The organism is Paenibacillus sp. B1-35 (assembly GCF_050474385.1).
GTDB classification, from domain to species: Bacteria; Bacillota; Bacilli; order Paenibacillales; family Paenibacillaceae; genus Paenibacillus_B; species Paenibacillus_B alvei.
Map to the genome: position 1 here is coordinate 78,310 of NZ_JBCHVJ010000007.1, position 12,267 is coordinate 90,576.

The window sequence follows — 12,267 nt, forward strand, 5'->3', positions numbered from 1 at the left end:
CTACTAATGAACATCTTGACTTTCCAAACGAATGAAGAATTGAACCAAATTGGTGCAGGCATCATTGCAAGCCTGGTTCAAACGAAGCCAAACGCCGTTCTCGGCTTAGCTACAGGCAGTACGCCAATCGGCATCTACCAAGAGCTGATTCGCTTGAATGAGAAAAAGCATGTTAGCTTCAAAAATGTACGTTCCTTCAATTTGGATGAATATGTAGGCCTTCCTGAAGGTCATCCGGAATCATACATGTCGTTCATGAACAAGCAATTGTTCGACCATATTGATATCAACAAGGACAACACTCGTGTACCGAACGGAAATGCAGCTGACTTGGAGCAAGAGTGCAAGCAGTATGATGAGATGCTCGCTGACGCATCTATCGATCTTCAATTGCTCGGCCTCGGCCACAATGGCCACATCGGCTTTAACGAGCCAGGCCAAAACCTGCATGCAGGTACACATCTCGTACAATTGAAGGAAGAAACGCGACAAGCAAACAAACGATTCTTCAATTCTATTGATGAGGTTCCTACCCAAGCGGTAACCATGGGTGTAGGATCGATCCTGAAGGCGAAAATGATTATGCTCGTCGTTCGCGGTGCGGACAAGGCGGACATTGTACATCGTGCGCTTAAAGGCCCGGTTACGACTGAAGTACCGGCATCGCTCTTGCAAACTCATCCGAATGTAGTAGTTCTGCTTGATAAGGAGGCTGCACAACATTTCCATGACTAATTCAACATTTACCTTAACCAATGCAAATGTCGTAACACCGAACGGCGTATTGTATGACGGAGTCGTTCGGGTAGAAGATGGTCTGATTTCCTTTATTGGAAAGTGGTCGGAATTGCCACAGCCCGAGCAAGATGCTTGGGGCAAGGAAAGTGTAGACGCTAAGGGCGGCTGGGTGCTCCCTGGCTTTATCGATTTGCATATTCACGGAGGCTTCGGCGCAGACTTCATGGATGCTAACGCTGAATCCTATAATAAGATTACGAAGTTCCATATGGAGCATGGTACAACGGCTATGCTTGCTACTTCCATGACGCAATCTCATGAAGCATTGGATCAGGTTATGGCAGCCGTTGATGCTTATATGAAGCAAGGTATGAAATACACTCAACTGGCAGGCGTTCACTTGGAAGGCCCGTTCGTGAATCCGAAGTACAAGGGAGCGCAGAACGAAATCTACATGATCGACCCTCAAATTGATTGGTTCGAGGATTGGCATGCACGCTTCCCTGGATTAATGAAGCAGGTCAGCCTTGCTCCTGAGCGCGCCAACGCCACAGAAGCCATTCGCTGGCTGCGCGCTCACAACGTAAATGCTGCAGCCGCGCATACGGCCGCAACGTACGACCAAGTAACAGCCGCAGCAAATGCAGGCTTGAATCAAGCGGTTCATACCTTTAACGCCATGACGCCGATTCATCACCGCGATCCAGGTGTAGCAGGCGCTGTGCTGACAGATGACCGAATTACAGCTGAGATCATTTCTGATGGCATTCACGTGCATCCGGCTTGTATCAAAATGCTAAGTCGTACGAAGACTTCCGGCAAGCTTGTAATGATTACAGATGCTATGTCTGCAGCAGGTATGCCAGATGGCCAGTATGACCTGGGCGGCCTCGCGGTAACGATGAAGGAAGGCGTATGCCGCCTGACTGAGGGCGGTTCGCTCGCCGGCAGTACGCTTACGATGATTCAAGCTGTCAAAAATATGATTCAATTCACAGGACTTCCGCTGCATGAAGTATCGCGTCTTGCAAGCTTGAATCCTGCGAAGCAAATCGGAATCGACAGCTTTACCGGCAGCATCGAAGTTGGCAAACAAGCTGACTTAGTATGGACAGATGCTGATTTGAATATCGAACGCGTATGGGTGAAGGGCAGCACTCATATGTAAGTTATTTTTAGAAAACAAGCCTATAGGAAAAAAAGATGGCTTCCCGATCGATGCGCATCATCGTACTTCGGGAAGCCATTTGTTGATTGCAGGGCATGACCATCGGAACAAAAAATAAAGCGTATGGGCCACGATGCTCGTTTTACTGCAGCATGGATATACGCTCGAATCTATCCGAGTCTGTCATTCGGACCTACTCTCAGAGAACCTTTCTTCCCACATCAAGCGATATGTTCCAGAAGGCTGAATTGTCAGGGCGATGGGCTTAGCTTATTGTTAGATTTTTAACTCCCCAAGCTTGATTAGCTCGACAACCGCTTGCGAACGACCTTTTACGTTCAATTTCTGCATCACATTCGAAATATGATTTCGAACGGTCTTCTCACTGATGAATAACTGCTGCGCAATGTCACGGGTCGTTTTGTCCTGAACTAATAATTCAAAAACTTCGCGCTCACGATTAGTCAGTAGAAACTTATTTTTGTGATCGCTACCCTTCAAGTGTCACCCCTCCTTGCCCGAGTTTTTGTAATTTAACAAGGTTAAGGGATACAGTCAAATTTATACTATGAAGGGTCATTACACTTGGTGCGGTACTGCTCAAAAATGGGCTTACTTATGTGGTGGAAAGATGCATTTCACGTATAATTCCGCTTGCATGACGAATGCTAAGCCTTATGTGCGAATATGTAAACAGGACTCCGTCCTCAGCAGTTGTGAGGAATGAAGTCCGTTCGGAACGAAAATTAGCGAGTTCCTGGTGCCATGTTATGAATGCGAGTCGGTTGATTGTAAGATTGGCTCGCAGCATTTGTTGGGAACAAACGGTACACCAGTTCTTGGAACTCATTGGTAAACCCTGCGATTGGATGTCCGGCAGCCGCTTGCTTGCTGTAATCATTCATGCGGTTGACGAAGTCTGGATTCGCAGATACATACACATTATTGCAGTTTGGAGCTTCTTTCTTCACAACGTTGGCAATATGTTCTTTGACAGAAGTAGACACATTATCATTTCCAGCAGGTGTGCCGTCATATGCACCCAAGTTCCCTGCAGAGTATGGACGCGGGCCACGGCCGGCTGGGTGGCTTTTGCTCTTCATGCCGGATGTTGTGTGATCCGTAACTACAGCAACATAAGCATTGTTATTGTTCGTCAACATAACATGTGCCGACTTTACACCCTTAACGGATGTCAGCTTGTTTGCAATCTTTTGGCTCATTTCCATTTTATTTACCGAATGAGCTCCATAGCGGCCGCCATCCATGCGGTTGTAGCCATCCATACGATTAAAGCCATCCATGCGATTGTAGCCGTAGTTGCGATAAGTACCGTTGCCGTAGTTGTAGTTGTTAGAACGGTAACCGTCTGGGCCGAAATCATTGCTGTAAGAGCGCAAACCGTCGCCTTGGAAGTTCGTATTGTAACGGTTCGCGTTGTAACGATGATCCGTTCCAAGTGGATTTATGCCATCATAATTATGCTGGCGCACACTCTTCGTGGACATATTTCTATTTCCACAACCTGTAATCCCCATTGTCATCACTAATGCTGCCGTCAACGTTAGCAGAACTGCTTTTGCTTGCATCAATGTTCCTCCTTGTTCAGTTCATAATTGGGGTGCCACCAACTTTAGCATGCGCCGACGCTCTAATGTTATGCCGATAGGTTTTTCCGATAATTCCACTCCTTGACTTTCATCATGAAGCTTTTAACAGAATGAGGTATGTTAGGATAATACTAATGAGAACAGAAGCTTGGATTGACAATAATTAACGTGAAACGTATTATTTTAGTATTAGGACATAGTACCAGGTACTAATTTTATTTCACAATTTCACTAGCCCTCATTATGAAACGGATTATTCAGCCTATACCCCATCATTGATTAGGAGAGGATATACCATATGCAAACGGTTAAGCTTCATACGAAAGCCCAAATCACAGCTTTTGGTACCTTTGTGCCTGAACGCCGTTTAACGAATGAGGATCTGTCGCAAATGGTCGATACGAATCATGAGTGGATTGTTCAACGAACGGGCATGATTGAACGCCGTATTGTTGATGAAGGAACCTATGCCAGCGATCTTGCTTACGAAGCTGCTAGAAATCTCGCCGACACGTATCATGTTGATCTCCATACGGTTGATGCGGTGCTTGTAGCTACATCAACACCAGACGCCTTCTTCCCGAGCACGGCTGGCATCATTCAGGGTAGACTTGGCATTCCTCATGCAATGGCACTGGATATATCGAATGCCTGTGCAGGTTTTGTTAGTGCCATGCAATTGGCAATAGGACTCATTGATGCGGGCATGCATCGGAAAGTATTGGTGATTGGCACAGAGGTTCTGACCCGTACGGTTGACTATGCGGATCGCAGCACCTGCATCTTGTTCGGAGATGGGGCTGGAGCGATTCTTCTGGAGGCTGGCACTGCTGAGCAGCAATCTTGTTTCCTTGCTTCTGGATCATTGACGACAGGAGATTTAGGCGGAATATTGCATCGAAAGGCTGTCGCCGATCGGATTGGCGATGTAGAGATGAAGCCTGACAGCACTTTAGTTCAAAACGGGCGTGAAGTTCTGAAGTGGGCACTCCGCCAAGTTCCTGCAGGCATCCAAAAATTGCTCCATGATACTGGATATACAGCAGAGCAAATTGATATCTTTGTGCCACACAGCGCTAATCTGCGGATGATCGAATCAATCTGCGAACGCAGTGGGATTCCGCTGGTGCGTACCCTCACAAGTGTTCAGTATTACGGTAATACATCCGCAGCCAGTATCCCGCTAGCCATCGCTGAGGGATTACGTGACGGACGTCTAACTCCAGGAGCACTCACCTTGTTGTACGGATTTGGCGGGGGTTTTTCGCAGTCGATATTACTGATGCGCTGGCCAGAATTACGGACGTGACCATTTGTGATTTCCCAGTTTCCCTACTAAAATGAATCCTGCACAAATAACCCGGCTATGTTTTTTCATAGCCGGGTTATTATAAAGTGCAACTACGCTATTTTGCTTTTTCCACTCTAGAGTCTATCCAGGCCTTGCATGTCTCGTCAAACGCATTCTTCGGAACAGCAAAGGCCCATGCTTCGCCCTGAGGGATGATCCATACCTTATCCCCTATTACATACCCTTCATAGCTCTTTTTCTCCGCTGAGCTGATCTCATCAGGCTTTAAGGACAGTTCGAGCTTCCAATCCGGATTGCGGGGTTTTCCGCCCAAAAGTTCTTTTTTTTGCTTCGGAAGCTCATTCGTAGACCAATCCCGAAACTGATTCATAAGCACAGAAGCCTTATCCTCCGTAATGGGCTTGCCCTGAAGCTGCCAATCCAGCTCGGTTTGCTCTGTCTGTTCAGCTTGATCGGATTTCCCCTCACCTACTGTAGTTGTATCCTGTTTTTTATCCGCTTGTGAAGGCTTGGATTCCTTCAATGGGTTCAATGTATAGGTCTTGCCTCCATAGCTCCACACGAACTGTTCTACACGTTCAAGCGGAAAGGTAATCGGCTCCTTCAGCACGAAATCATACGTACTCCGCTTCAGTCCCGACCATTCGGATTCCGAGACTTGATATACCTTGCCTTGATCATTCACCAAAGCGTAATAGGTGCCCGAAATCGGCGATTCATTGCCAATCTTGATCGTATACTTCGCTCCGTCTGCACCGATTGCCTCAAACGTCCATGCTGGCTGATCCAGACCGTATTTCTCTAAATGATCGGCCTGTTCCTCTACGACAGACTCTGCCTTCGCCTTCGTCAAAAGAGAAAGCCAATCCTGTACTGGATAAGTGTTGAGCGGATATGCGTTAGGCTCAGTCATCCCCCATTGTCCATTTTTCTTGTGAAACGATACCTTAGAGCCGTCTTCCGCTCCTGTTATTGTAAAAGAATTTACGTCCTGCTCCTGTAGCGATAAGAGCGACACGGATGTATCCTCCTTCTTACTACGGAAGAAATCATGAGAAGAAGCATATACATAGCCGGCAATAAAAACGAGCACCAGCAGCAAGGTTGGAATAAGCTTCTTTACTTGCGTATTCTTGTTCATGCAGCCCTTCTCCTTCTCCACCATAATGCAGCTCCGATCCCTAACAGGAGTACAGGGAAGCCGATAACTGTCGTCCAAAGTATCGTTTTACCTTGCCCAGGCGTGAGATAGGCGATTTGGTACGCTTCATTTTCCCGTGGACGAATCGTCACTTGATCTTGATTGCCTTGCAGCCAGTTCATGCTGTTCAATGCAAAATCACGATTGCCCTGCGTATAGAGATTCTGATCCTCAACATAGCTGGAACCACCGACAATGACTGCCTTCGGCTTCCCATCTGCAGTCGTCACAGCTGCTCCCAATGTCAATGGGCCCGCAATATCCTTAGCATCACGCTCACTCCCCTCCTGCATAAGGCGAGGAATATCTGTTTCACCATAGGAGTTGGCGGAAGTCTTCAAGATAGGCTCCACCTTTAGCTTATCCGTTCCCACTGCATCCAAATGTAGGCCAAGTGTAAGCAGCGTAAGCAAATTATATTGCGACAACTTGGATGTTAATTCATGCTCTCCGTATTCAGGCACAATTGTAAAAGGATCATACAGCGTGCTCTTCTTCGGCTCGACAGCGACTGCATGCTTGTTTGTCACACCTAGATGCTTCAGCAGACCATCGATATTTTTCCACGACTTAGCCATGTCCGGATTGAAGCCGAGCGCAATGTACAGTTTCCCTTTGTTGTCCACATATTGCTGCAGCAGCTTCGCTTCCTTGTCCGTTATATCCTTATTGGCTCCCAGCATCATGACAATATCCGCGTCTTGCGGGATTGCGCCCTCTCGATACAGGTTCAGTTCTTTCACTTGAATATTGTCCTCTTCCAGACTTGAGCGAAGTGCAGATAATTGCGATAACGGCAGTTCCTCATGTCCAGACAGTACGTAAGCTGTCGATTTATGATCATTGGTCAAGCTTCTTACTGCTTGCGTCATTTTTTCCTCACCACTGAAACGATAAGCCCCGTATCCTTCACCACTGCTGAACATTTCATACAATCCCACCGTCTTGCGCTTCGTCCCGCGCTCGAACACAAGGGAGCTCCCTGCTAGCCCATATTGCTGAGCTAAGGATGGTTCCTTCATTAAATCAATCTGCTCGAACGTAATATGCTTATTCCGCTTCGCATACTGCTCCGCCATGTCAGCAACCTCCCTAACAAGCACAGCATCATCCTGCGGCGTATAGAACAGCTTCAAATTCACCTTATCCTCGATCGAAGATAAAGCCGTAGTCGTTTGCTCGGACAGTGTAAAAGACTTGTTCTTCGTTACATCCCATTGCCAACCCGTCATCGATTGCAAAAAATAAGTCAACAACACAAATATTCCGAGAACGGCAGCCGATCGCACAACCGCATTCGTTCTTCGCAGCCATTTGTTCATCATTCGTTACCTCCACCGTTTTCTTTCAAGCACTTGGATGCTCAGCACAACGAACACAAGCGCAAGTGTTAGGAAAAAGAGTACGTCGGATCCATTCAGTACCCCTTTCATAAAGGATTGCAGCCGGTTGTTCATCGAAAAAGGAGCAATCCAATCGCCGACGGCAGATGACGATACGGAATCTAACAGCCAGAACATCAGCAGGATCACGAATGCGGCAATGGCAGTTACCATCTGATGCTCAGACAGTGCAGATGCGAATAAGCCAATGGATGCCATGGCAATCGTTAGCAGCAGCAGGCCAAGTACTGAAGTCATCAGCACAGGCATGTCCAATTTTCCAAAGAACGACATGACAAATGGATAGACCAAACTAAATCCGACCAGTACAACCATTAAGACACATGCCGCTGCATATTTGCCAAGCACAATTTCACTTATTCGCGCAGGTGAAGTGAGCAGCAGTTCATCTGTACCATGGCGGAACTCATCTGCGAATAGCCGCATCGTCAGCAGGGGGACGACAAAGATATACATAAAAGTCGTATTACCCGTTACAAGCCGGAAGTCAACGATACTCGGCTGAAACAACACAAAATTCAAATAGAACATAATCCCGGAAATCAGCACATACACCGCAAAGGCCGCATAGGATGTCGGCGATGTGAAATATGCAAGCATTTCTTTGCGAAATATCGCGCTACATCTACGCATCCCCAGACTCCTCCTCTGTCGTCAATCTTGTAAACACATCTTCCAGGCTTGTTGATTCCCGCTTCATTTCGAGAATTGGGAACCCTGCATTCGCCAAAGCAAAGAATAGGGCTTCCCTTACATCCGCCTGTTCTGTCGAGGTTATGCAAAGATGAACCTCTTGATCATGGCTTTCAGACTCAATATGAGCAATCTTCGGCACATTTGTTGCCGCATCTACTACCTCTGAAGCAGGGCCCTTCACGATTAGATGAAGTTTCGTTTCCTGACCTAGCGCCGCTCCCACCCGTTCAGGCAGTTCGTCTAGAACGATTTGCCCTTGGTGAATAATAATAACCCGGTTGCACAGCGCGTTCACTTCCGGAAGAATATGTGTACTTAGCAGTACCGTATGCTGCTCTCCCAACTCACGAATAAGCTGGCGTATCTCGACAATTTGGTTCGGATCAAGACCAGATGTGGGCTCATCAAGCACAAGCAGTTCCGGCTTATGAATGATGGCCTGCGCCAATCCCAGCCGCTGCCTGTATCCCTTGGACAGCCCACGAATAGTCTGAGTTTCTCTCCCTTGCAAGCCTAATCTGACTACCATCTCATCCATTCGTTTGCTTCGCTCCCGAACTGATACGCCTCTAATATCTGCTACAAAGCGCAAATACGACTTCACCGTCATATCTGGGTACAGCGGCGGCGTTTCTGGCAAATAACCTATCTTGCTTCTCGCTTGTTCCCCATGATCCGCCATGGAAATGCCATCAATCGAAATACTCCCGCTTGTCGGATGCAAATAACCCGTTATCATTCGCATCGTCGTTGTCTTCCCTGCGCCGTTAGGGCCGAGAAAACCCACGACTTCGCCGCGAGCCATAGAGAAGTCGATATGGTGAACACCTCGACGTTCGCTGTACAGCTTGCTGACGTCTTTCACTTCCAGCATCATAATCCCCCTTGTTCAGACTTGATACAAGGCGTACCTCGCCAGCAAGCATAAAGTACGCCTCTGTATGAATCGTTACTTCCATGTTATCGATCCAACTCTAAAGCAAGCTGAAAATAGGCTGAAAGGCAACTTAAAAACTTGTGTCTAATTTGTGAATAAAAAAATCATAGCCCGCTTACGGCTATGATTCATTCAGTTTATATGGGAAGCATGATCATCATACGCAGTTCCTGTAATTTTCATAGTCGTTATTTCGTTCGCAAATCCTCCCATTCAGAGAGGACGAGTACATCCATATGCCTTGCCTGGCGCATCAGTGCCTCCATTGCCCCCAGCCTGCCCCAGCGGCGGGAGCGGATTGGCATACCTACGATAATTTGACTGGCACGAAGCTGATCGGCCATTTGTACAGCCGACTCAGCCCATTTTCCTCGCGTCACTGCCGCGCGCTCGTGGAACGTACCTCCAAGCCGCTCGGTCAGTGCCCGCACTTCGGACATTTCCCTCTCCAAAACAACAGATATCTTGCGCTGCCCCCAGGGTGCAACCGGCAAATGAACGACATGCATGGGGGCCTTCAGGCGATGAGCAATCCGAAATCCATGCCGAACGAGTCCTTCTGGACGCACGTCAGGGCCAATGCAGACGAATATCACCTCTTGCCTCCGCCATGGACCGCGGAACAGTGCCCTTCGCTCCCACGATTCCAATCGCTCATCGACATCGTCAGCCACCTCTCGCAGCGCAAGCTCCCGCAAGCCGATCAGATTGGGAACGCGGAAGAAGTTCGATAAGGCTTGCTCTACTTTATCCGCCTTATAGATCAACCCAGCACGCATTCTTTCCTGTATCGTCTGGGGAGTTACATCTATTAATTGAATTTCCCGCGCTTGCCGAAGCACGATATCAGGCACAGTCTCGCGCACACGTACCCCGGTCAAATGCTCTACCGCGTCATTCAAGCTTTCTAGATGCTGGACATTGACTGTCGTGACCACGGATATGCCCGCTTCGAGCAAGCATAATACATCCTCATAACGCTTGGCGCGCATACTTCCTGGTACATTCGTGTGGGCCAACTCATCAACGAGCACGACTTCGGCATGAATGCGAAGCAGTTCTTCTGTATCCATCTCCTCCAGCATCTTGCCGTTATACGCAATACGCTTGCGCGGAACGATTGTCAGTGCTCCTACTTGAGACGCCGTTTCAGCTCTGCCGTGCGTTTCCAGCAGACCAATAACGACATCAACCCCTTGCTCAAGCAACCGATTGCCTTCTTGCAGCATATGATACGTTTTGCCTACGCCGGGTGCTGCACCAATAATCACCTTGAGCCTTCCCCGCTTCAAGCCAGCAGCCTTCTCTTGAATCCGCTGCTCCGTGACCCGCTTAAATAGCGGCTCCGCCTCAGCCGATGCAGCTAGGCGAGCAGGCAGTATCCGCTCTCCTTTCACGAGTGAATGATCGGCGATCAGGAACAAGTCTGTCGTTTCAATGCGTCTTAGCAGCGCCCCAATTAGCGAGCCATTCCACCACTCCTGCCATCGTGTCTGACGAGAGTGGCCGAGTACAAAGCGCGTGATGCCATGAATCTTCGCATACTCAGCTAATGCAGCGGCCATATCGCGGCGAGAGCGCGAAGGAATCTCCTCCCATACCGCTTCAGTCTTCATGGCCATCTTCTTCAGAGAACGGCGAAAAGCAGCCTGCTCCGTCGTTAATTCCATATCCGGCTGAACAAAGGTCACAATATAAAGCTCCCCGTTCAACCGCTTAGCAATCTGCTGCCCTCTTCGAACATATATCGAGCCATTCCAGCCGAATTGCGCGAGAACAAGAATTCGTTCGGATGCCCCCGATGGCCCCATAAGCCCCAGCTCATTTCGATGCTGCTCCAGAGAACCGTTCACATGATCAGCCATCGTTCGCAGTGCAAGCTCACGCAAGATGCTGATTCGGCTGCGTTCTTCTGCCCGGTGCTTCCGCGAATGACCCTTGCCTCTAAGCTGCCCATACGTTCTGCGCTCCATTAAAGACTCCGCAGACACGTCAAGGAGGCGGACTTCGTCTGCCTCCTTCAACACCTCACTTGGTACGGTCCATTCGCTGACGACCCCTGTCATTTTCTTGGCCGCCGCTTGAACACTTTCATCTTCATAGGCATTCATCGTCGCAATGACACTGATGCCGCGTCTGAGCAATTCCCGCACATCCTCTAGCCTTGTAGGACGCAAGGCAGCCATTCGATTACGATGAGCCAGCCCATCAATTAATACAACATCGGGCATCCGTGCCGTAATCGCCTCCACATCGATATCGTATCGATGCAGACCATCCTTCTGCCATGCGATCATCGCTATTGCTTTAAGGGGAGGCTCTTCTCCGCCTGCATCCAATCCTACCTCAGACCATATCTCCTGTGTTGGCAGCGCTGTCCCATATACGACATCAAGCCCTTGCTTGGTGCAATTCCATCCTTCAAGCAGAAGCTGCGTAGTCTTGCCCGCTCCACTAGCAACGGCCATCAAAATACGGAGTCTCCCCCGCTTCATTTGCTCCAGCATGCGCAATATCATTTCTGGCGACTGCCGACGATATTCATCCCCTTCATTCACAGCCGACACCTAGCCTTTCATTTCGTGCTGCACTTCCAGGTTAAGCATAAATACATTGACGCGCATCTGTCCAAATACGCCCAAGTCCCTGCCTTCCGTATATTTCTCAATCAATTGTTCCAACCGTTCCTTGGAAATACCGCTTGCTTTCGCTACACGAGTCAGCTGTACGCGCGCCGCTTCCGGTGTGATATGCGGATCAAGACCAGACGCGGAGTTCGTCAGCAAATCCTGCGGGATCGGCTTTGCAGCTACATCTGGGTTCACCTTGCCCCATTCCTCAACCGACTTCACTACTCTCTCCTGAAGAGCTAGATTTGATGGAGCGTAGTTCGGCGAACCAGAGCCGGCAGCATCATTGCCAATGCTCGAAATTCGTCCATGAAAATATTGCGGTTCTGTAAAATTCTGTCCAATCAGCTTCGAGCCTAGCAATTGCCCCTTCTCATTGTATACCATGCTTCCATTCGCCTGCTTCGGCATGACCGCCTGCGCAAGCCCCGTCATCGCAAATGGATAAGCTAGTCCGCACAGCAGCAGTAGACCGATTGTCGTCCGTACCATCGCTCCACCAATATTCATACGCTCTCCCATGTTCGTTCATCCTCTCTTCTTCCTTGATCGAACCCGAAATCATATATTCA

The 12,267-nt window shown here is 48.7% G+C and carries 11 protein-coding genes; 3 read left to right on the forward strand and 8 right to left on the reverse strand.

What is annotated here, in order from left to right:
- Positions 1 to 6 precede the first annotated feature (6 nt).
- Positions 7 to 735: a glucosamine-6-phosphate deaminase gene (gene nagB, locus ACQ5BJ_RS21510; protein ID WP_268621098.1), complete on the forward strand. Its 729-nt coding sequence runs from the start codon at positions 7 to 9 to the stop codon at positions 733 to 735.
- Positions 728 to 1,906 carry an N-acetylglucosamine-6-phosphate deacetylase gene (gene nagA / locus ACQ5BJ_RS21515; RefSeq protein ID WP_430112308.1) on the forward strand — a complete coding sequence of 393 codons (1,179 nt, stop codon included), beginning with the start codon at positions 728 to 730 and terminating at the stop codon, positions 1,904 to 1,906. The genes nagB and nagA overlap by 8 nt, the downstream gene beginning before the upstream one ends.
- 276 nt (positions 1,907 to 2,182) lie before the next feature.
- On the opposite strand, the gene ACQ5BJ_RS21520 is transcribed toward nagA, so the two are convergent.
- A complete protein-coding gene (locus ACQ5BJ_RS21520) occupies positions 2,183 to 2,407 on the reverse strand; it encodes a helix-turn-helix domain-containing protein (protein ID WP_005547175.1) in 225 nt (74 codons plus the stop codon).
- Positions 2,408 to 2,652: 245 nt separating this feature from the next.
- The gene (locus tag ACQ5BJ_RS21525; RefSeq protein ID WP_430112311.1) at positions 2,653 to 3,495 is read right to left on the reverse strand and encodes a YhcN/YlaJ family sporulation lipoprotein; all 843 of its coding nucleotides are present in this window, start codon (positions 3,493 to 3,495) and stop codon (positions 2,653 to 2,655) included.
- 319 nt (positions 3,496 to 3,814) lie between these two features.
- Between ACQ5BJ_RS21525 and ACQ5BJ_RS21530 the strand changes: the two genes are divergently transcribed.
- Positions 3,815 to 4,825, forward strand: coding sequence for a ketoacyl-ACP synthase III (locus ACQ5BJ_RS21530; RefSeq protein ID WP_430112313.1), 1,011 nt, complete (start codon positions 3,815 to 3,817; stop codon positions 4,823 to 4,825).
- Positions 4,826 to 4,922: 97 nt separating this feature from the next.
- On the opposite strand, the gene ACQ5BJ_RS21535 is transcribed toward ACQ5BJ_RS21530, so the two are convergent.
- The 6 genes from ACQ5BJ_RS21535 to kdpC all read right to left on the reverse strand — a co-directional run bounded on the left by ACQ5BJ_RS21535 (position 4,923) and on the right by kdpC (position 12,217).
- Positions 4,923 to 5,969 (reverse strand): DUF4340 domain-containing protein, encoded by a 1,047-nt coding sequence (locus tag ACQ5BJ_RS21535; protein ID WP_268622186.1) that lies wholly within the window; start codon positions 5,967 to 5,969, stop codon positions 4,923 to 4,925.
- Positions 5,966 to 7,351 (reverse strand): GldG family protein, encoded by a 1,386-nt coding sequence (locus ACQ5BJ_RS21540; RefSeq protein WP_430112440.1) that lies wholly within the window; start codon positions 7,349 to 7,351, stop codon positions 5,966 to 5,968. Before ACQ5BJ_RS21540 ends, ACQ5BJ_RS21535 begins: the two co-directional genes overlap by 4 nt.
- A 6-nt stretch (positions 7,352 to 7,357) precedes the next feature.
- The gene (locus ACQ5BJ_RS21545; RefSeq protein ID WP_005547168.1) at positions 7,358 to 8,065 is read right to left on the reverse strand and encodes an ABC transporter permease subunit; all 708 of its coding nucleotides are present in this window, start codon (positions 8,063 to 8,065) and stop codon (positions 7,358 to 7,360) included.
- The gene (locus ACQ5BJ_RS21550; protein ID WP_005547166.1) at positions 8,058 to 9,002 is read right to left on the reverse strand and encodes an ABC transporter ATP-binding protein; all 945 of its coding nucleotides are present in this window, start codon (positions 9,000 to 9,002) and stop codon (positions 8,058 to 8,060) included. Before ACQ5BJ_RS21550 ends, ACQ5BJ_RS21545 begins: the two co-directional genes overlap by 8 nt.
- 251 nt (positions 9,003 to 9,253) lie before the next feature.
- Positions 9,254 to 11,623 carry a histidine kinase gene (locus tag ACQ5BJ_RS21555; protein WP_430113418.1) on the reverse strand — a complete coding sequence of 790 codons (2,370 nt, stop codon included), beginning with the start codon at positions 11,621 to 11,623 and terminating at the stop codon, positions 9,254 to 9,256.
- 9 nt (positions 11,624 to 11,632) lie between these two features.
- Positions 11,633 to 12,217: a potassium-transporting ATPase subunit KdpC gene (gene kdpC / locus ACQ5BJ_RS21560; RefSeq protein WP_005547162.1), complete on the reverse strand. Its 585-nt coding sequence runs from the start codon at positions 12,215 to 12,217 to the stop codon at positions 11,633 to 11,635.
- Positions 12,218 to 12,267: the final 50 nt, after the last annotated feature.

Coding starts and splice junctions, on each gene's coding strand:
- nagB (WP_268621098.1), top strand. CDS start 7: ATGAACATCTTGACTTTCCAAACGAATGAAGAATTGAACCAAATTGGT.
- nagA (WP_430112308.1), top strand. CDS start 728: ATGACTAATTCAACATTTACCTTAACCAATGCAAATGTCGTAACACCG.
- ACQ5BJ_RS21525 (WP_430112311.1), bottom strand. CDS start 3,495: ATGCAAGCAAAAGCAGTTCTGCTAACGTTGACGGCAGCATTAGTGATG.
- ACQ5BJ_RS21530 (WP_430112313.1), top strand. CDS start 3,815: ATGCAAACGGTTAAGCTTCATACGAAAGCCCAAATCACAGCTTTTGGT.
- ACQ5BJ_RS21535 (WP_268622186.1), bottom strand. CDS start 5,969: ATGAACAAGAATACGCAAGTAAAGAAGCTTATTCCAACCTTGCTGCTG.
- ACQ5BJ_RS21540 (WP_430112440.1), bottom strand. CDS start 7,351: ATGAACAAATGGCTGCGAAGAACGAATGCGGTTGTGCGATCGGCTGCC.
- ACQ5BJ_RS21545 (WP_005547168.1), bottom strand. CDS start 8,065: ATGCGTAGATGTAGCGCGATATTTCGCAAAGAAATGCTTGCATATTTC.
- ACQ5BJ_RS21550 (WP_005547166.1), bottom strand. CDS start 9,002: ATGCTGGAAGTGAAAGACGTCAGCAAGCTGTACAGCGAACGTCGAGGT.
- kdpC (WP_005547162.1), bottom strand. CDS start 12,217: ATGGGAGAGCGTATGAATATTGGTGGAGCGATGGTACGGACGACAATC.